The organism is Flagellimonas olearia (assembly GCF_009184425.1).
GTDB lineage: Bacteria > Bacteroidota > Bacteroidia > Flavobacteriales > Flavobacteriaceae > Flagellimonas > Flagellimonas olearia.
In genome coordinates, this window is sequence record NZ_WELG01000002.1 from 469468 (window position 1) to 489431 (window position 19964).

Sequence of the window (19964 nt, forward strand, 5' to 3'; positions counted from 1 at the left end):
TCTAACCTTAATGTGATAGCTGTGGGAATAGCCAATATTTGAGCTATCTTGGTTTTTATTAACAACCCAGTAATCAACCATGAAGACCAACCTTAAGCTTATCTCGATGAAACGATGGTCCACCGGAGCAGCTTTGGCAATTGTACTAATTCTTGGATGTAAGCCAAAGGAATCGGTGGTAAATACCTCGAGAGACACGGTAATCTTTACTGAAATCCGGACCGACACCCTCTTTAACAGCAAACAGGTAATCAATATATTGGAAATTCCTGATAGGATGTTCAAGGACTACGAACTCCAAATGGCCTATACGGAGAAAGGAAATAAAAATACTAGTTTCCTTGCACAAAGGGCAAACGCCAAAGCAGCCATCAACGGAGGGTTTTTTAATGTTGAAAAAGGTGGTTCGGTGACCTATTCGGAGCGGAATGACAGCATCGTCAGTTTGACCTGCCCGCCAGAGGTTAAATGGTGCATGCCAGAAGCCATGATCAATGGCGCCATTGTATTTACCAAGGACAACCAATTGATCCTTGAGCCTTTTAAATCGGAAACGTATTACCAAGACTCTAATAAGGAATCCTTCGTTTTAAGGTCTGGTCCTTTTTTGATACAGGACTCGAAAAAATACATCCCAGAAAGTCCGTTTTCCGAAAAACGCCATCCGCGAAGCTGTTTGGGCAAAACCAAGAATTCGGTTTTGCTGATTGCCATTAACGGACGTTCCGAAGAGGCCGATGGAATGAACTTTACCGAAGTCCAAGATTTCCTATTACAGCTTGGGTGTACAGATGCCATAAATCTGGACGGTGGCGGCTCAACCACACTTTGGAGCAAAGAAAAGGGAATTGTGAACTATCCTACGGACAAAACAGGGGAACGACCTGTGGCAAATGCCATATTACTGGCGGCAAAACAATAAAACATGCATAAAAAAACCGCCCCTAGTTTAGTTTGCTAGAGGCGGTCCTTAACTAAATAACCAACCAAAAAACTTTTCTCTATAGTCGAAGACTATGTTTAGTCCTTACATTTTTCTTTGACGAACAACGTCCATTATCGGATTTTTAACTTTTGTTCGTTTTTTTCCAGTATCACTGCCCGATTTCAAGTACTCCATATATCCCCTTCCCGAGAATTCATAGACCGTTCCGCTGGACACATGGTACAACTCAATGGTGCTATCATCAATAACGTAAAGTTCAAAGTAATCATTGCCCAAATAGTCATAATCCAAGGTTAAGGTCTTGAGCATGGCATCGTCTTGTACATCATAGACCTCGTAGTTTCCTTGATAATCCCATTCCAAATTGTTCAAAGGAATTCCAGAAGCATCAATGGAAGACCTAAAAGACCCATCGTAGTTTACTGGAAACTGTAGGTAGTTTTCCTCATCAAATTCATTGATGGCACCTACCTCACTGGTATAGGTCTTTTCCCATACCTGATATTCCTGAAGAAAATAGTGGATGTTGTCATAAAACACCTGATCATAATCAAAATTCCTGCTTTGGTATCCACGTACCACATAAGAGGTATCGGAATAGGGGTTGTAGAGTTCCAGGGTATTGCTGTTCAACGCATATACTTCCAACAACCAAAGTCCGTCCACATCATGGTTTATCTCAACAGCACCTGAAAGAGTTCCATAGGAACCCACATCAATTCCCAATCCGTTCCCTGTTTTTCCAATCCCTACCAGATTGTTATTGGCATAAACCACCCCTCTGTCAAAGGAAATGGTAAAGGCGCGCTGTAAAAAGGGGACTTCGCCACTGCCTTTGGTAGCATTTATATCTACATACCACAAATCGTAGCTTTCCAGGACCAAGGCCGTATTGATGGGAGATTCGGTGATATAATCATCTTCCACAATAACCTCGGTATAACAAGAACTGGCCAAAAGGCCTATCCATACTATTCCAAAAAGTAGTTTTCCAATTTTCATAATCGAGGTTTTAAGATTCAACCTATACAGACCAATCACTGTGCCAAAAATTATAATAAATTGATAATCAGTAGTTAATGTATGCTCTGATATATTTTTTAGCTTTGCCCCATAAATGGTATCCATGGATAGTAGATTGAAATTTGGGGTTTTTGGTGGAGGAAGCTGGGGAACCGCTTTGGTTAAGATGTTATCGGAAAACCACGAAAAGGTAGGTTGGTACATGCGGAACGAAGCGGCCATAAGACATATTCGGAAAGAGGGCCACAATCCCAACTATATCAGCTCCGTGGAATTTGATGTGGACCAACTTGTTCTGAGCCACGATATCAATGAAATTGCCAAAGTTTGCGATGTGCTTATTTTTGCCATCCCCTCTGCGTTTTTGAACGGGGAACTCAAGAATCTCACTGTTGATTTAAAGGATAGGATTATCTTTTCGGCCATAAAGGGGATTGTACCCGAAAGCGGTCATATTGTTGGAGAGCATTTTCATAACCAATACAACATTCCATTCGAGAACATTGGAGTAATCACAGGACCCTGCCATGCCGAAGAGGTGGCCTTGGAACGCCTTTCGTACCTTACCATTGCCTGTGCCGATGCCAATAATGCCAAACTGGTGGCCGAGGGATTGAAAAGTGACTATATCCGTACCAAGATATCCGATGACATCATTGGAACGGAATACGCCGCCATGCTCAAGAACATTTACGCCATTGCCGCCGGTATTGCGCATGGATTAGGGTATGGCGATAATTTCCAGAGCGTTCTGATGAGCAATGCCATCCGGGAGATGAAACGGTTTATTGACCGGGTGTACAAAATGAAACGGAACATCAACAACTCCGCCTATCTGGGTGATCTGTTGGTAACTGGATATTCCACCTTTAGCCGAAATCGCCTGTTCGGCAATATGATCGGGAAAGGCTATACCGTGAAAAGCGCCATGATGGAAATGAACATGGTGGCCGAAGGGTACTATGCCACCAAAAGTGCACACTTGCTCATGGACAAGTTGGAGAAGAAATCCAAAACCCCCATCATTAATGCGGTCTACCAAGTGCTCTACAAGGAAAAGAATCCGAAAAAGGTGTTTGAGAAGTTAACCGACAAGCTGGACTAGTCCCTATCCAACGAAAAGTTGGAATGTTCTTCCAATTCTTCTTCCAAGGTTTTGTGGAATGTCACCATTTGGTCAGCCGTGTATCCAAAAGCCTTTTGGAATTCATCCAATACCGCATCCTTGTACTGGCGCACACTTTCGATATCAAAATACAACCGCCCGGTTCGTCTAATGAAAAAATCCATGGGATTCAGGGCCATTTCATGGGCAATGGCAAACTGGGCCTCTGCCCTGATCATGCGTTCATGCACATCAGAATTGGTAAGGGCCGCGTAGTGCTCCAGAACGGTCTCGGTCTGTTTGCCATAGGTAGTGACCAGATACCACGCGTCGTATTCAGAAAAACCACTGTCCTGGATACGGTCAAAAATCTGTGCGATGTACTTTTTTACGTGCTTGAACTTTTTAAAATCGCTCCCGCAAAGCGGTATTTTATCTGTCATACAAGGGTCCAATAAAACCCCATGATCCTCTTCCATTTGCTTGGCGATGCGGTTCACGGTACGTTCCGCCATTTTCCGATATCCGGTAAGTTTACCCCCCGCAATGCTCACCAAGCCTGTATTAGAGGTGAAAATCTCATCTTTCCGGGAAAGTTCCGAGGCCGATTTTCCTTCTTCATGGATCAAAGGCCGCAACCCAGCCCATGACGAAATGATATCGTCCAACTCCAGATTGATGTCCGGGAACATATGGTTTACGGCAGAAATCAAATAAATGGCGTCGGCAATATCCGTGGTCACATGGTCTTTGTCCGAGTTATAATTGGTATCCGTAGTACCGATGTAGGTCACCTTTCCCCTTGGAATGGCAAACATCATCCTACCATCCGGGATGTCAAAATACACCGACTGTTTTACGGGAAGTTTTTCTTGGGGAAACACCAAATGCACCCCTTTGGTCAAATGCAGCCGTTTTCCTTTTTTGGAGTGGTTCATACTCCGCAACTCGTCTACCCAAGGTCCCGCCGCATTGATCACATATTTGGATTTTATGCTGATTTCCTTTCCAGCCACTTCATCTTTTAGGGTTACCCCGGCCACTCTTTCATCTTCATAGATAAAATCCGTGACCCTGGCATAGTTCAGCACCTGTGTCCCATAATGAAGGCTGGTCTTGATGTTTTCCAAGGTAAGTCTGGCATCATCGGTTCGGTATTCGGCATAATACCCTGCCCCGTTCAGTATCTTTTTGGGCAACAGGGGTTCCAGCTTCATGGCTTCCTTCTTTTCCAACATTTGCCGCTTGTCATCTCCAGAGACCTGGGCCAAGATGTCGTAGACTTTCAGGCCGATGGAAGTCAACCATTTTCCATAGGAACCCCCTTCGATCAAGGGCAACAACATTTTCTCGGGAATGACCAAATGGGGGGCCAGTTTATGGACAATGGCCCTTTCGGAACCCACTTCCTTCACCAACCAAAAATCGAATTGCTTCAAGTAACGAAGTCCTCCGTGGATCAATTTGGTGGATTTGCTACTGGTGCCCGAGGCAAAGTCTCCCTTTTCCACCAAAACCGTTTTCAATCCGCGGGAAGATGCATCCAAGGCAATCCCAGCTCCGGTGATACCTCCACCGATCACCACTAAATCATAAGGCTCTTTGGCCAATTTCTTTAGGACTGTATCCCTGTCCAGGTTTGAAAAAGCAATGCTTCCCTCCATATCTTACTTGGTGAATTCATATTCGCGCTCCACCTTACAAATTCGGACTTTATACCAAGAATACCAAGTTCTGATTCCTTTCTTTTGCGCTTCGCGATGTTCCATTTGGGCCTTCCAATGGGCAATGGCCTCCAAACTTTCCCAATAACTGATGGTCACGCCCAATCCGTCACGGGCACTTTCAAAGTCTAAAAAACCGGGTTGCTTTCGGGCCATTTCCTCCATGGCCACGGCCATTTCCCCATAACCATTGTCGCCATCGGTGCGCAAACTTGTGAAGATAACCGCATAATAAGGTTTCTGTAGTTCCATATCGGGGTCAATCAATATATTCCTTTTCCAAAAAATAGTTCACCAAAGCCTCTTTCATTAAAATGGCCTGTTCCCCAGATTTTAAGGGAGGTAGTTGTTCCTTGACCTTATAATGGGGCCATCCCTCATCATCAAAAAAATCAAAATCGTAATAGCCATAGGGTTCCAACAGTCTACAAATGGCAATATGCATAAGATTGATCTTTTCATCCTTTTTGAAACCCCGGTGGAAACTGCCCAATTCCTGTACCCCAACGAGGTAAATCATCCCATCGATTTCCAAAGGGTCGCCATCGGAAAATTGCCGTGACAATCGTTCTACCAGAAGCTCCCATCGTTCCTTTAATTTCTCGTCCCTGGACATATCATTTGTGTGAATTCCAAAGGTACAAATCAATATTCTATATTTGTTAAAACCCTCGTATGAGCTTTTTGGATATTGTTATTGGGATTTTATTGGTTTGGGGCCTTTACAAGGGTCTTAAAAATGGCCTTTTTGTGGAGATTGCCTCTTTGGCGGCGTTGATTGCCGGAATTTATGGGGCCATCCATTTCTCCTACATTACGGGAAATTATTTGGCCCAGCACATGAACTGGAGTGAACAATATATGAACATTGCGGCATTTTTGATCACTTTTTTTGCCATTATCCTATTGGTCAATTTTGCGGGTAAGTTTCTGACCAAAATTGCGGATTTTGCCATGTTGGGCCTTCTGAACAAGCTTGCAGGCGGTATTTTTGGTGCGCTCAAGGTCGCTGTTATCCTAGGAGCGATGCTCATCTTCTTTGAACGACTTGCCACGCCCTTGAACCTGATCAATGAGGATACCAAAAAAGAGTCTGTCTTTTATAATCCCGTAAAAGAAATCGGGGCATTTGTATTTGCCTTGGTCCTGCCGGATGAAAAACCGGCGGAAGAACCCGAGTTCAACGGACAGACCATTTAAAAATCCAAACCTTACTTTTTTGCCCCTTTCCTACCTACTTTTTGCAATTCAACGTAAGAATCTGCCATCTGTGGAGAATTTATGGCCAAAGCCACCTGCTCCATTAGATTAGCTTACAGAACACTAGGGATTGTAGAACCGGTCCCCGAAAGTACCCCGAGGATGAAAAAATTGTATAGCGCAATGTTGCTTCTTGCAACAGTTGCCTTATTGACTATGTGCAACTCCACATCAATTGAAGATGAGATCGAATACACCGAGGCTTCCATTGGAAATGATAAAATTTCCATAGATCCCAATGGCATTGAAAGTAAGCTCATTGATATGGTCAACGACCACCGAGCTTCCGTTGGAAAGAACACCCTTCAAGATAGTCCATCTTCCTACAAGTATGCCGAGGAGCATAACGATTACATGATTGCGAAAAACAAACTGAGCCATGATAATTTTGAATCAAGGGCCGAAAAGATAGCGGAAGAAACCCATGCTACCGGGGTTTCCGAAAATGTGGCCCGATACTATACCTCGGCCGAGCAGACCATAGAGGCTTGGTTGGACAGTGATTCCCACAAAAAGGCCATGGAGGGAGACTATACGCACACCACGTTGAGCGTGCAGTTGGACAAAGAGGGTAGACCTTATTACACCCAGATTTTCATTAAAGTGGATTAGCATTTTTCCACATACATTTATATTAGTGCTGAAGACCTGTTTGCCAAGCAGGTCTTTTTTGTGAAACACTATGTTCCCACTCAGGTTTTTTTTACCTTTCCTAAAATCTTGAGATATGGCAATACAGGCGCCTTTCAACCTGAACAAATGGATTGAGGAAAATAGGGATACCTTAAAACCTCCGGTTGGCAATAGAAATCTTTATAAGGAGGCAGACGATTATATTGTGATGATCGTTGCGGGGCCCAACGCCCGAAAGGACTATCACTATAACGAAACCGAAGAGCTTTTCTATCAATTGGAAGGCCAAATTGAAGTCCATATCCAGGAAGATGGCCAAAAAAAGACCATGAAACTGGGGCCAGGCGATATGTACTTGCATCCCGCCAAAGTCCCCCATTCCCCGGTACGCCATGAAGGGTCCATTGGACTGGTGGTGGAGCGAAAAAGGAAAGACATGAAAGTAGATGACGGATTGCTTTGGTTCTGTGACCACTGCAACAACAAACTGTATGAGGTCTACTTTACCCTAAATGATATTGAAAAAGACTTTTTGGCCCATTTTAAGCACTTCTACAGTTCCGAGGAACTGCGCACCTGTGACCAATGCGGAACGGTAATGCCCGTGGACGAACGCTTTATTGCCCAAGAAGAATGATACTCCTATTCGCTAAAATCGTAGTGGTTATTGTGGCTTTGCTCCACATCTATTTTTTATGGTTGGAGATGTTCGCATGGACCACAAAGGCAAAAAAGGTTTTTCGCCAGTTCCCTGAAGATTTGTTCGAACCTACCAAAACCCTGGCCGCCAACCAAGGACTGTACAATGGGTTTTTGGCGGTAGGACTTTTATGGTCATTGTTCATCCAAGACCCCATCTGGCAGATAAATATTGCCCTTTTCTTTTTGGGTTGCGTTGCCGTTGCCGGCATCTATGGCGCCCTTACGGCTTCCAAGAAAATATTGGTGGTACAGGGATTTCCCGCCCTATTGGGAATTGTTCTGTTCCTGCTGCATCTTTTCCTTTGAAAATCTTCGTTTTCCCTTCTAGATTATTCGTATTTTTGAAAAATATAACAATTCACGATTAAAAAGTTATAAATGTCAAACGTAGCAACTGCTTTTGGAATGGACGAAGCCCTAAAGGAACTGGGCCTAAACGAAATAAATAATGGGACTTCCACAGGAAAAGATTGGTTTTCCAACGGACCGATCATCGAGTCCTATTCACCAGTGGATGGCGCCCTTATCGGAAAGGTGAAAGCCACAACACCAGAGGATTATGAAAAAGTAATCAGTACTGCACAAAAAGGGTTCAAAGTCTGGAGAACAATGCCTGCTCCCCAACGTGGTGAGGTGGTGCGTCAGTTCAATGATGAGCTTAGACGTTTAAAAGAACCCTTGGGCAAGTTGGTTTCCTACGAAATGGGAAAAAGTTACCAAGAAGGTTTGGGAGAAGTCCAGGAAATGATAGACATCTGCGATTTTGCCGTGGGCCTATCCAGACAATTGCATGGCCTCACCATGCACAGTGAACGCCCAGGTCACCGAATGTACGAACAATACCATCCTCTTGGTGTGGTTGGAATTATTTCAGCATTCAACTTCCCGGTTGCCGTTTGGTCTTGGAATACTGCCTTGGCATGGGTCTGTGGTGACGCCTGCATTTGGAAAGGTTCCGAGAAAACCCCAATGACTTCTGTTGCGTGTCAGAACATTGCCGCACGGGTATTTGCCAAAAATGGGGTGCCTGAAGGTATTTCCTGCTTGATTACCGGCGATTACACTGTGGGTGAATTGATGACCAAGGATGAGCGCATTCCATTGATTTCCGCTACCGGTTCTACCCGTATGGGGAAAATAGTCGCCAAAACCGTTGGGGAACGATTGGGAAAAACGCTGTTGGAATTGGGTGGAAACAATGCCATTATCGTTACCCCCGATGCCAACATAAAAAATACCGTGATCGGTGCCGTATTTGGTGCCGTGGGAACCTGCGGGCAACGTTGTACCTCAACACGTAGATTGATCGTTCACGAAGATGTATACGACAAGGTGAAAAATGCCATTGTGGATGCCTATAAACAAATACGGATTGGAAACCCCTTGGATGAAAACAACCATGTGGGACCCCTTATCGACAAAGATGCCGTAAAGAACTATCTCAATGCCTTGGAGAAAGTAACGGAAGAAGGCGGAAAAGTTTTGGTGGAAGGCGGAGTACTCGATGGCGAAGGTTATGAAAGTGGATGCTATGTAAAACCCGCAATCGCCGAGGCCAAGAACCACTTTGAAATTGTCCAGCACGAAACCTTTGGTCCCGTTCTGTACCTTCTAAAATATAGTGGCGACCTTGAAAACGCCTTGGAAATGCAAAATGGGGTCAGACAAGGGTTATCCTCGGCTATTATGACCAATAATCTACGTGAAGCCGAACGTTTCCTTTCCGTGGAAGGCTCAGATTGTGGAATTGCCAATGTGAATATTGGAACCTCCGGTGCGGAAATCGGTGGCGCCTTTGGAGGGGAGAAAGAAACCGGCGGAGGTCGTGAAAGCGGCTCAGATGCCTGGAAAGTCTACATGAGACGTCAGACCAATACCATTAACTATACCACTGAACTTCCTTTGGCGCAAGGCATTAAATTTGACTTGTAATGCATTGGCAGTTCAACCCATAAAAAAAGCCCGGAGGATATCCGGGCTTTTCTTTTTTAGTAAGTCATCATTCCTTTGGTGCAATCCTATGCACCAATTCATAAAGGATACTGTACTCAAAACCTCCTTCGGGCATTATTTCGCCCATTTTGGATTTGGAAACCACTTCTTGGAAATCCCCATCCATTCCACTGGGATTGTAACGAAGGTAGTTCATGACATCGGAAATCTTGTCAAATCCATCCCAAGTCAAGACTGAAAATCTGGCAAGTCTCCCGGTGGGATAAACCACGGACATCAATCCCCATGATTTCATCCCCAAATTTCCACTTTTAATATTCTTCTGATGAAGGGGCTTCCAGAGTTCCTTGTTCTCTTGGATAAACCCGTTTCTGCTTTTGGGCATGGCATAGTTTACCAAAGCATATTTATAATCCCCAGGTATCATATCCTCCATCTGCAACCAATAATCAAAAGGGATCTTGGTAAAAGAATTGGTCTCTACCATACCAGGTGCCACCCCCATGGTCTTTAGATTTTCACTGTTCCAGATCTGGCTCGGATCGGCGGCCTCAAAACTGTCGTACACGTTTACAAAAACATAATTGGGAGCACCTTCCTCGGTTACCCCTACCTTTCTCCAAAGCGACCAACTGGCCATTTTACCCTTGTCTACCGCAGCTTGGGCCACTTTTGCCCAATACTTGGTTTCTTTTTCAACAAAATCAGCCTCCCTGTCCTGAGGAACCACCCTATACTGAAAATAGGCCACTTGTCCATAAGAACAGATTGCAACAACCAATGCAATGCATGTTAATAGTGTTCTTCTCATCTTGTTTAGTTTTTAAGGTTAACCTTTTAATGTACTAAAAATCAGATACTATTAACATATTCTTAACTTTTGATTAACATTTTTTTAATGTTGCTGAAAGACCCTTCTTACAAGGGGTATAAACAAAGTCGCCCATTTAGGATGAACACTAAACGGGCGATCTTAAAAAACCAACTTAACTAACTCAAACTTAGTTTGATTAAACCCTATTTCAATGCCGGAGCTTTGTCGGGAGAAATAGGGTTCCTTACCTAATATTTGTTGCAAATTTCCAACTATTCAGCCTATGCTTTTCAAGCTATCGTATCAGTGGTAGAAAAAAATGTGTGATTGGTTCCTTTAGAACTGTTTTCAGTTTCCTGATTTTGTCAACTTCTTACAGATAGCTTCCAAAAAGCTCAAATTCTTGTAATTATCCTAAAAAAATTAAGATTTTTTTAATATTTTGGATAGGACGTTTGCAAACTATACAACCTCAAAAAATGGATTTCCAAGACTCAAACACCTGGTACTGGATTATCTTGGCGCTAACGGCGATTATCTCAGGTATTTTGGGATACATGTTTGGAAAGTCAGATATTCCATCTGCTCCCGATAATTATAATGAACTGAACAGTCTGGATATTGAAAACGCCAAGCTCAGGGCCGACTTGAAGACCTGCAAGGAACGTTTGTCATCTTTCAGTACTCCAAAGCCAAACTCAAAATCACTGGTTAAACCGGAAAAAATCATTTCTGAATCGTTCAATCCTGTTTCTGCAAAAACCGCATTGGGTAAAAAAGTAAGTTTGGACGACCTCAAAATTGTTGAGGGTATTGGCCCTAAAATAGAGGGACTCTTCCATAATTTCGATATTAAAACATGGAAGGCGCTTTCCGAAACATCGGCGGACACCTGTCAAAAAGTACTCGATTCCGGTGGAAAACGATATAGGATCCATGACCCGGCATCTTGGCCCATGCAGGCTAAAATGGCCCACGAAGGACACTGGGAACAGCTTGCCCAATGGCAAGAAAAACATAGGGCCGGAAAATTCTAAGCTACCTGATATTGTTTTAAAGCATTCCGTTGGCCGTGACCCATTTGAAGGTGTGCTGCTCTTCGGAAAATTTCATCCGTTCGGAGATACGCTGCAACCTTTCCGGAAGTTTCATAAGATAGTCCCGGGCTTTTTCTGCTGTATCCGAAAGGGATTGCAAGCTTCCCAATTGCCAATAATCGTTCAACTTTTGTAGAATGTCAATGTAATCCTGGGCGGTATATACACCCAATCGTTGGGCACAATCTGAAAACTGTTCAAATGCCAAGCCTATACTTCCACCGGATTCACGCAAAAAGTGAGCGGGCATCACTATTTTTCGTTTCATCATATCTGCGAAGGCCAAAACCATATTATTGGGGTCATGCTCCAATATAATTTTCACAAATTCCCTATAGGCCAAGTGGTGTCGCATTTCATCACCCGCAATAATATTACACATTTTGGCCAAAGATTTATTGCCTTTTTGACGGGCCAACTTTCCTACCCGTTTATGGGAAATGTTGGTGGCCAGCTCTTGAAACGAGGTATATACAAAATTCTTGTAAGGGTCTCTGTCAGTCCCTATATCAAATCCGTCGGATATCAAATGTTGGGTAGTAATTTCCACTTCCCGCATGTTCACGCGGCCAGATAGGTACAAGTACTTGTTGAGCACATCGCCATGCCTGTTCTCTTCCGCAGTCCATGCCCTTACCCATTTGCTCCATCCATTTTCCTTGCCGTTGTGTTGATCGATTCCTTCAACATCCATCAACCACGATTCATAGGTGGGCAATGCTTCTTCGGTAATGGTATCCGCAACCAAGGTCACCCAAAAATCGTATCCCAATTCTTTGGCCTCACCACGGATCTCTTCCACTTCATCAAAAAATTTATCGCTTTGGGAATCTGGCAAGAAATCTGTCGGTTGCCATATTTCTTCCGTAGGAATGAGAAACTCCTTCATAAATCCTTCCACTTTCGGTTCGATGGCTTGCATCACCTCCAACCGAATATTCTTTTCTGGCATAAACTAAATTTTTACAAAGATCTCCATTAAAATTTAAAAACGGATGGAATAGTTTTAATTTCTTCCTCTTTCCCCAGGATAAAATGTATGTACGGGATCACTTTGCCAAAATTCCTTGGTTTCCACATCCATCATGGTCAGCGCCCCCATGAAAGCTGCTCCGGTATCAACATTCCAGACATTGCCTCCATTTTTGGGCACCACTTCCTCTTTCTTTGAAATAGGCGTGTGGCCAATGAAAACTTCTTTGTAGTGGTTCAAACGTTTGGGGAAATTTGAATCGTCTGGAGTAAGTTTTGGGTCCACGGCCATGGCAAGCTCCCATAACGTGCGATCCCAATAGAACGATTGTTCAAAATATTCGAAATCCACCCCTTTAAGGTTGGTATACCCTGCATGGAGATAGAGCCTATTGTCCTCAGCCAAATAATAATTCTCCAAGGTGGCGTAAAACTCAAGGTGAGCGTCCCAATTGTCTCGATCATCCCCCACATACGAATCCCTTGTGGCTGTTCCTCCATGGGCCAACCATTGCGGGTTCTCTTTTTTGGTCAAGAGCCATTCCCTACAGAGTTCATCGTGATTCCCCCTTATAAACGTGCACTTATATTCCTCTTTCAATGCCAATAGAAAATCCACAGTTTCCACCGCAGTACTCCATGAATCCACATAATCCCCCAAAAAGATAAGATGGTCCGTTGGGGAAACTTTGGCACGTTGAAGAAGTTGTTCCAATGCCCTTACTCCTGAATGGATATCCCCCACAACCAATGTCCGCATACACTAAAACTTTTGGCAATATTACACACAAAAGGTACGGTTCGTACTAAATTAAGGTAAAGTTTTGGGGTGTATCTGACACAGATCTCCACAAAACCGTTATAATTTTTGGCCAAGGCGCTTTTTTATATGTACATTGGGATAGTACAAGGAGAAATGAAAAAGGTATTTTGTGTTGGGGAACTACTGATAGATTTTGTGGCTGAAAACCAAGGAAGCGATCTTTCCAAGGCTATAAAATTTACCAAAAAGGCTGGCGGTGCCCCGGCCAATGTTGCCTGTGCCATCTCCAAACTTGGCGGAAGAGGTATTTTTATAGGTTGTGTTGGCGACGATCCCTTTGGGCGTTTTTTGCTCGATGTGCTCAAAGCAGAAAATGTAGATATCTCATTGACCCAACTCTCCGATACGTTCACCACATTGGCCTTTGTCTCCTTGGCAGAAGATGGTGAACGCGATTTTGTGTTCAGCAGGGGTGCCGACCGCGAATTGGACTATGACCCCCTATTGCGAAAAAGCTTTAAGGACAATATTTTGCATTTGGGTGCCGCAACGGCATTATTGGGCGGTCCTTTGGAAAAGACTTATAGCAAATACTTGTTTGATGCCCTCACCAAGGAAATGTTCATCTCCTTTGACCCCAATTTTAGGGGAGATCTGTGGAAAGATGAGGAAGAAACCTTCATTAAAAAATGCATGCCTTTTGTGGAAAAATCCCATTTGTGCAAGTTCAGTTTGGAGGAAGCCCAACTTATATCGGGCATAGCAGACCCTAAAAAAGCTTGTGATTTTATGCACGAGGCAGGTGCCAAGATCATAACCATAACCCTTGGTGCAGAAGGTACTTTACTCAGTGCCCTGGGCACTAAAAAAATTATTCCGAGCATTGCCGTACAGCCCGTGGATACTACGGGTGCAGGAGATGCGTTCATAGGATGCCTTCTCCACCAAATTTCGGACTTGGGCAATTTTGATCCTGTTTTTGAACAGTTTGACCTATTGGAAAAAATGGTCGCCAAAGCCAACAGGGCCGGCGCCCTGACCACCACCCAATATGGGGCTATTGCGGCATTGCCCACCAAGGAACAGTTGGAACCATAAAAATGACCCAAGCCCAATTACATCAGCTTCTGCGTTCCCAATTGAAGGAAAATGACCCAAAGGTCTTGTTCGACCTTAGATTGGCCACAAATTTAAGTTTGATCCAACAGCTTTTCTTTTCCCTGTACCCCAAGGAAGCCCATCCAAAGCATTTTGAAAAGTTGTTGAAACTGCTTCCCAAATTATTCGCCTCCCGTCCCGAAGCCTTACAAAAACAGGATTTGCAGCGTTTAAAAGCTGGGAATTGGTATCAGTCCGAGCAAATGGTTGGCATGCAACTCTACGTAGAGCATTTCAACAAAGATTTGAAAGGGCTTCAAGAAAAAATACCCTATTTCAAAGAATTGGGCATCAACTTTATCCATATCATGCCCATCACCACAAGGCCCAAAGGAGAAAATGATGGGGGATACGCCGTAAACAGCTACCATGAGGTGGATAAACGATACGGCACCAAGAAAGATTTGTTGGCTTTGACCACTGAATTCAGAAAACAGGGGATATTCCTAATGTTGGATTTTGTGGTAAACCACACCTCCAATGAATTCCCTTGGGCCAAAAAAGCGGTTCAGGGCGATAAAAAATATCAAGACTACTATTACATCTTTGAGGATGATACCATTCCATTGGAGTTTGAAAAAAACTTGCCGGAAGTGTTCCCGGAAACCTCCCCGGGGAACTTTACCTATGTCCCAGAAATGGAAAAATGGGTGATGACCGTTTTCAACAGCTACCAATGGGACCTTAACTATGCCAACCCTGAAGTGTTTCTGGAAATGCTCACCAATCTGATCAAACTGGCAGACATGGGGGTTGATGTGGTTCGGTTTGATGCCCTCGCGTTCCTTTGGAAAAAAATGGGAACCATTTCACAAAACCTACCAGAGGCACATAACCTTATTTCACTTTTTAGAATGTGCCTACAGGTGGTGGCACCAGGTACCATTCTGCTGGCCGAAGCCATTGTGGCACCAACGGACATCATTAAATATTTTGGTGAAGGACCTACAAAAGGGAACGAATGCGAGGTTGCCTATAATGCCTCCCTAATGGCCCTTTTGTGGAATTCCATTGCCACCAAAAAAACTTCCTTGCTGTATAAAAGTTTGGCCCATGTTCCTCCAAAACCCAAGGATTGTACATGGATCAATTACATCCGTTGCCATGACGATATTGGTTTGGGATATGAAAACCATTTGATCCAGGAACTGGGATGGAACCCAGAGCAACACCGCAAATTTTTACTGGATTACTATTGCCAACGATTGGATTGGTCCCCGGCAACAGGACATCTCTTTATGTACAATCCAAAAACTGGAGATGGCAGGATCACTGGGAGTGCCGCCTCTTTATTGGGTCTGGAAAAAGGGCTCTCCCAAGCAAACAATTCCCTGATTGATCAATCCGTGTCCAAAATCATCATGATGCATGGCATTATTCTAGCGTTTGGTGGAATCCCCCTCATCTATGCCGGGGATGAGATCGCCACCTTGAACGACTACAGTTTCCAAAATGACCCTTCCAAGAAAGACGATAGCCGCTGGTTAAACCGCCCTCTACAGGATTGGGAAACCATTTCAAAACTGGAAAATAGTAAACTGCCCTCTTCCCAAGTATTCCATGAGCTTCAACGATTGATTGCCATCCGAAAGGAAAATTTGGTTTTTGTAGACCACAATGATGTGGCCCTATACCATACCGGAAACGAGCACATCCTGGTTTTTGAACGAACCAACAAAAAAGAAGGACTGCTGGTCATCTGCAATTTTGATGAAGGCCCGCAAGTCATGGAGACCAGTTGGGTAAAAAAGTTAGGGTATTTTGCCCAAGGAGACCCCAAAGATTTGGTGTCCGGCTTAAACGTCAAGGTGAATAGTGGCCTGCTGGAAGTAATGCCCTACCAAATGATCTGGTTGAAAAAAGATTAATTGTACCGTACTTTTCTAAGGATGCGTTGGGATTCCTTCAAAGATAGATACACACTCTGATCATATTCCTTTAACAGGGGACGGGCCTGGTCCATTTGTTCTTTGGCCTCTTCAAAGCCGTTCAGGTAGCAAATAAGGTAAGTGGCCGGTAAATGGGTAAGATCAATTTGTTCAGCGTTGGTCAGAGTTATTTTCTTTTCCAGTTTTTGTAGGAGTGCATTGTTGGAATTGTACACGTGGTACAAGGTTTTTTTGTCGTACTGAGGGGGCTCAAAAATCAATTTGCTGTTGATGGTGTACTTACCATTTTCCGAAAATGTGATGACCACTTCTTCCAAGGGATAGTACTTTTGCTGTACGCCCAATCCCAGCTGCACAAACTCCAAGGTACTGAACGAATCATCATCGTAAGCAATGGTAATCTCATCCAAGGCCGAATAGAATAGTTTTACCTGCTCGTTGATCAATTCTATATCCACCCGTGAATAATACGTCTTGTTCTTTACTTTTTTCTTGTTACCTGCCCAACAGACCACAAACTGTTCCTTAAAGACTTTATAATTGCTAGTCAAATCGGGATGTCTGGTGTTCATGAAGTTGATGACGGCATCCAAGGTCAATTCAATATTGTTACGAGCATGTTGTTCTATGGTGGCCACTACCTCGGAATTTATGTCCTTCAACTCAATATCAAAAGCCTTGGGGAGACTAATGCTCCCTTCCCTAAAGAAAACGGCTCCACCATAATACTTCCAAATATTCTTTCGAAGGGCACAGACCTTCCCATTAGATCGGATGGTGACCAACCCCACCACCTTACCTTCGGGCAAATGGGGAAATGGAATGTTCTCATAAGAAATGATGGGTGGATTGTCCAAATAGGCATTCACCAAGTTCTGGATCTTGCTGTCATCGAAAAAATCGACCCCCACAATCTCATTGTCGGCATCCTCCACTCCAACCACAATAAAGGAGTTGTTCTTGGGGTTGCTGTTGGCCAACGCACAAACATGCTTTAAAAATTTGGCCTTGCCTTCTTTTTCGCCTATGGATATAAAGCGCTTTTTGTCGTAAAAACTGTTTTCGTCGTTATGCGCTAAAAGATTCTTTACCAGTAGGCGTTTATTGATCATAGCTCCTTCTTCACGATGGTGCTGCTCGCTTGGGCCGTGGGCATCACCACCAAATCTGCAATGTTCACGTGATAGGGACGGGTGACCACAAAAAGGATGATATCCGCAATATCTTCAGGTTTCAAAGGTTGAAATCCTTGGTATACTTTAGAGGCCTTATCGGTATCTCCCTTAAACCGCACATCGCTGAATTCGGTCTGTACCAAACCAGGATTCACCGCTCCAACCCGAATACCATAGGCATTGAGATCTATCCGCATTCCTTGGTTGATGGCATCCACGGCATGCTTGCTGGCGCAATACACATTCCCATTGGGATATACTTCCTTTCCTGCCGTTGACCCAATATTGATGATATGCCCGGCCTTGCGTTCCACCATTTGGGGCAATATGGCTTTGGACATGTACAACAAGCCTTTTACATTGATGTCCAACATGGCTTCCCAATCATCAATACTTCCCTTGTCTATGGGGTCAAGCCCGTGCGCATTTCCGGCATTATTGACCAAAATATCAATTTGGGCGAAAGCTTTGGGTAAACTTTCAACAGCTGCAAAAACAGCATCCCTGTCCCTCACATCAAAGTTCAACGTATGCACTTCAATACTCCCCCCAAGTTTCTCCTTTAGGTCATCCAAACGATCTTGTCTACGTCCACATAAGACCAAATTAAATCCTTGCTTTGCAAAAATCTCCGCCGTTGCCTTTCCAATACCACTGGTAGCTCCAGTGATCAATGCTGTTTTCTTCATTCTGTATTTTGGTTTACGGAACGCCATGGCCTTGGCTTGCTTCCAAAAGAACAAACCAATCCTGTAGTTCCAAATCTATGTTTAGGGCCTTCTTGGCCAAGGTTATTCTGTCTTTGTTCGTAGTACCTATGACGGGGTATACAATAGCCGGATGTTTGAGGAGCCACGCCAAAAGCAATTGACTTTCATCCGCCCCATATTTTTCCATCAAAGGCACCATGGTTTTTTTTATTCGTTGGGTCTGTTCCGTTTCCTCACGGAACAAACTTCCCAAGGGGCTCCATGCCATTGCCATCCTATTATTTGCGATGCAATCATCAAATGTTCCATCGTACATGGGAGAATCGTATGTCAATGAAAACTCCACTTGGTTTCCGGAAACAGGAATCGTCTTTTCCAACATGGCCACTTGCGATGGGGTAAAGTTGGAAACCCCAAATTGTTTGATCTTACCAGTTTGTAATAAATGATCAATGGCTTCCGCTATTTCATGGGGTTCCATCAACGGACTGGGACGATGCAGTAAAAGCAAATCCAGATATTCTGTATTCAACTTTTTAAGCGATTGCTCGGCAGACCAAATGATGTAATCCTTACTGTATTCGTAATGGTTGATGCGATTTTCCCTGCCACGGGTAATCTGTATGCCACACTTGGAAATCAATTGGATATCCTCCCGTTTGATGCCACTTTCGGCATAAGCCTGGCCAAAATCGGCCTCAGTGGAATAGCTACCATAAATGTCGGCATGGTCAAAGGTGGTAAGCCCAAATTCAATGCAATGCTGCATCAAATCAATCATTTCGCTTTTGGAAAGTTTTTTGCCCCAACTTCCCCATGTCATGGTTCCAGCAATGATCCTGGAATACGTATCTCTCTCTTTCATATGGGATGAAAGTATAAAATTAAACCCTTAAATCCTTCATAAAACTAGGGGTTTACCGTTTTTTTTAACCATTAATTAACAGGCCAATTTTAAATAAATTTTCATTTTGCACCTCTTAGCATTCAGACTGACTTAAACACATAACAATAAAGGTTTATATGGAAGAAAACACTACTATAGATATTAGTGCTGTGAATGAGAAAATTGCCCAAGAAAGTGCTTTTATTGACCTGCTTACCAATGAAATGAACAAGGCCATTGTGGGTCAAAAACATATGGTGGAGCGGTTGCTCATTGGTCTTTTGGGCCAGGGCCACATTCTTTTGGAAGGAGTTCCCGGGCTCGCAAAGACTTTGGCCATCAACACCTTGGCCAAGGCCGTAAAGGGTAGTTTTAGCCGTATCCAGTTTACTCCGGACCTCTTGCCTGCCGATGTGATAGGGACACTCATTTACAACATAAAGGAAAACGATTTCTCCATTAAAAAAGGACCCATCTTTGCCAATTTCGTCCTTGCCGATGAGATCAACAGGGCGCCGGCCAAAGTGCAATCCGCTTTGCTGGAGGCCATGCAGGAAAAACAAGTGACCATTGGGGATGAAACCTTTAAACTGGACGCTCCCTTTTTGGTAATGGCCACCCAAAACCCTGTGGAGCAAGAAGGAACCTACCCGCTTCCCGAAGCGCAGGTAGACCGTTTTATGCTGAAAACGGTAATAGACTACCCCAAGCTCAACGAAGAACAACTAATCATCCGCCAAAACCTCAAGGGTTCCTATGAGGAAGTAAAACCTGTGGTTAGCATCAAGCAAATCCTAAGTGCCCAACAAGCAGTACGGGAGGTATATATGGATGAAAAAATTGAAAAATACATTCTGGATTTGGTGTTCGCCACCCGATATCCGGAAAAATATAACCTTGAAAGCCTAAAGCCGCTGATAAGTTTTGGTGCCTCCCCAAGGGGAAGCATCAACTTGGCCAACGCTTCCAAATGCTATGCTTTTATCAAAAGACGCGGTTATGTGGTCCCAGAGGATGTAAGGGCCGTTGTACATGACGTGCTTCGTCACCGTATAGGCATTACCTACGAAGCAGAGGCGGAAAACATTACCTCGGAAGAAATCATAAACAAAATTGTAAACGAGGTAGAAGTACCGTAACGGTTCAATGTTTCT

At 43.9% G+C, this 19964-nt stretch carries 21 protein-coding genes; 11 read left to right on the forward strand and 10 right to left on the reverse strand.

All coding sequences use genetic code 11. The features are described from left to right. Positions 1-79: 79 nt before the first annotated feature. On the forward strand, positions 80-922 hold the full coding sequence (locus F8C76_RS11510) for a phosphodiester glycosidase family protein (RefSeq protein WP_152131851.1): 843 nt from the start codon (positions 80-82) through the stop codon (positions 920-922). A gap of 105 nt (positions 923-1027) precedes the next feature. On the opposite strand, the gene F8C76_RS11515 is transcribed toward F8C76_RS11510, so the two are convergent. Beyond that, entirely contained in the window at positions 1028-1948 is a 921-nt protein-coding gene (locus F8C76_RS11515) for a nicotinic acid mononucleotide adenyltransferase (RefSeq protein WP_152131852.1), read from the reverse strand. A 124-nt stretch (positions 1949-2072) separates the two neighbouring features. Here F8C76_RS11515 and F8C76_RS11520 point away from each other — a divergent pair, with 124 nt between their 5' ends. Then, complete coding sequence (locus tag F8C76_RS11520; protein WP_152131853.1) at positions 2073-3074, forward strand: NAD(P)H-dependent glycerol-3-phosphate dehydrogenase; 1002 nt, start codon at positions 2073-2075, stop codon at positions 3072-3074. On the opposite strand, the gene F8C76_RS11525 is transcribed toward F8C76_RS11520, so the two are convergent. From F8C76_RS11525 to F8C76_RS11535, 3 genes are read right to left on the reverse strand one after another with little or no spacing between them, the layout of a single operon-like run. Then, positions 3071-4738 carry a glycerol-3-phosphate dehydrogenase/oxidase gene (locus F8C76_RS11525; RefSeq protein WP_152131854.1) on the reverse strand — a complete coding sequence of 556 codons (1668 nt, stop codon included), beginning with the start codon at positions 4736-4738 and terminating at the stop codon, positions 3071-3073. The genes F8C76_RS11520 and F8C76_RS11525 overlap by 4 nt on opposite strands. A 3-nt stretch (positions 4739-4741) precedes the next feature. After that, positions 4742-5050 (reverse strand): antibiotic biosynthesis monooxygenase family protein, encoded by a 309-nt coding sequence (locus tag F8C76_RS11530; RefSeq protein ID WP_129653732.1) that lies wholly within the window; start codon positions 5048-5050, stop codon positions 4742-4744. A 7-nt stretch (positions 5051-5057) separates the two neighbouring features. Further along, entirely contained in the window at positions 5058-5414 is a 357-nt protein-coding gene (locus F8C76_RS11535) for a hypothetical protein (RefSeq protein ID WP_129653733.1), read from the reverse strand. 59 nt (positions 5415-5473) lie between these two features. Between F8C76_RS11535 and F8C76_RS11540 the strand changes: the two genes are divergently transcribed. From F8C76_RS11540 to amaB, 5 genes are all read left to right on the forward strand, one after another. Continuing rightward, positions 5474-5998 carry a CvpA family protein gene (locus F8C76_RS11540; protein WP_152131855.1) on the forward strand — a complete coding sequence of 175 codons (525 nt, stop codon included), beginning with the start codon at positions 5474-5476 and terminating at the stop codon, positions 5996-5998. Between the two features lie 162 nt (positions 5999-6160). After that, on the forward strand, positions 6161-6670 hold the full coding sequence (locus F8C76_RS11545; protein WP_170284021.1) for a CAP domain-containing protein: 510 nt from the start codon (positions 6161-6163) through the stop codon (positions 6668-6670). Positions 6671-6785: 115 nt separating this feature from the next. Continuing rightward, positions 6786-7328 carry a 3-hydroxyanthranilate 3,4-dioxygenase gene (locus tag F8C76_RS11550; protein ID WP_129653736.1) on the forward strand — a complete coding sequence of 181 codons (543 nt, stop codon included), beginning with the start codon at positions 6786-6788 and terminating at the stop codon, positions 7326-7328. Next, a complete protein-coding gene (locus F8C76_RS11555; RefSeq protein WP_152131856.1) occupies positions 7325-7699 on the forward strand; it encodes a DUF1304 domain-containing protein in 375 nt (124 codons plus the stop codon). Before F8C76_RS11550 ends, F8C76_RS11555 begins: the two co-directional genes overlap by 4 nt. A gap of 72 nt (positions 7700-7771) precedes the next feature. Beyond that, positions 7772-9325 (forward strand): L-piperidine-6-carboxylate dehydrogenase, encoded by a 1554-nt coding sequence (gene amaB / locus F8C76_RS11560; protein WP_152131857.1) that lies wholly within the window; start codon positions 7772-7774, stop codon positions 9323-9325. A 67-nt stretch (positions 9326-9392) separates the two neighbouring features. Here amaB and F8C76_RS11565 read toward each other — a convergent pair whose 3' ends face one another. Further along, a complete protein-coding gene (locus F8C76_RS11565) occupies positions 9393-10157 on the reverse strand; it encodes a hypothetical protein (protein ID WP_152131858.1) in 765 nt (254 codons plus the stop codon). A 482-nt stretch (positions 10158-10639) separates the two neighbouring features. Between F8C76_RS11565 and F8C76_RS11570 the strand changes: the two genes are divergently transcribed. Continuing rightward, positions 10640-11197, forward strand: coding sequence for a hypothetical protein (locus F8C76_RS11570; protein ID WP_129653740.1), 558 nt, complete (start codon positions 10640-10642; stop codon positions 11195-11197). A gap of 16 nt (positions 11198-11213) precedes the next feature. On the opposite strand, the gene F8C76_RS11575 is transcribed toward F8C76_RS11570, so the two are convergent. Together F8C76_RS11575 and F8C76_RS11580 are read right to left on the reverse strand one after the other, a co-directional pair. Beyond that, positions 11214-12209 (reverse strand): acyl-ACP desaturase, encoded by a 996-nt coding sequence (locus tag F8C76_RS11575; RefSeq protein ID WP_116216488.1) that lies wholly within the window; start codon positions 12207-12209, stop codon positions 11214-11216. Between the two features lie 54 nt (positions 12210-12263). Then, the gene (locus F8C76_RS11580) at positions 12264-12989 is read right to left on the reverse strand and encodes a metallophosphoesterase family protein (RefSeq protein WP_152131859.1); all 726 of its coding nucleotides are present in this window, start codon (positions 12987-12989) and stop codon (positions 12264-12266) included. Between the two features lie 156 nt (positions 12990-13145). On the opposite strand from F8C76_RS11580, the gene F8C76_RS11585 reads away from it, so the two are divergent. After that, entirely contained in the window at positions 13146-14090 is a 945-nt protein-coding gene (locus F8C76_RS11585; RefSeq protein ID WP_152131860.1) for a carbohydrate kinase family protein, read from the forward strand. Positions 14091-14092: 2 nt separating this feature from the next. Continuing rightward, the gene (locus F8C76_RS11590; protein ID WP_152131861.1) at positions 14093-16018 is read left to right on the forward strand and encodes an amylosucrase; all 1926 of its coding nucleotides are present in this window, start codon (positions 14093-14095) and stop codon (positions 16016-16018) included. Here F8C76_RS11590 and F8C76_RS11595 read toward each other — a convergent pair. Genes F8C76_RS11595 through F8C76_RS11605 form a run of 3 tightly spaced genes read right to left on the reverse strand, consistent with a single transcriptional unit; the run spans position 16015 to position 18789 of the window. Next, positions 16015-17151 (reverse strand): ATP-binding protein, encoded by a 1137-nt coding sequence (locus F8C76_RS11595; protein WP_152131862.1) that lies wholly within the window; start codon positions 17149-17151, stop codon positions 16015-16017. The two genes, F8C76_RS11590 and F8C76_RS11595, sit on opposite strands and share 4 nt — an antisense overlap. Further along, positions 17148-17903 (reverse strand): SDR family NAD(P)-dependent oxidoreductase, encoded by a 756-nt coding sequence (locus F8C76_RS11600; RefSeq protein WP_152131863.1) that lies wholly within the window; start codon positions 17901-17903, stop codon positions 17148-17150. Before F8C76_RS11600 ends, F8C76_RS11595 begins: the two co-directional genes overlap by 4 nt. Positions 17904-17916: 13 nt before the next feature. Next, positions 17917-18789: an aldo/keto reductase gene (locus tag F8C76_RS11605; RefSeq protein ID WP_152131864.1), complete on the reverse strand. Its 873-nt coding sequence runs from the start codon at positions 18787-18789 to the stop codon at positions 17917-17919. A 158-nt stretch (positions 18790-18947) separates the two neighbouring features. On the opposite strand from F8C76_RS11605, the gene F8C76_RS11610 reads away from it, so the two are divergent. Beyond that, positions 18948-19949: an AAA family ATPase gene (locus F8C76_RS11610; RefSeq protein WP_129653748.1), complete on the forward strand. Its 1002-nt coding sequence runs from the start codon at positions 18948-18950 to the stop codon at positions 19947-19949. Positions 19950-19964: the final 15 nt, after the last annotated feature.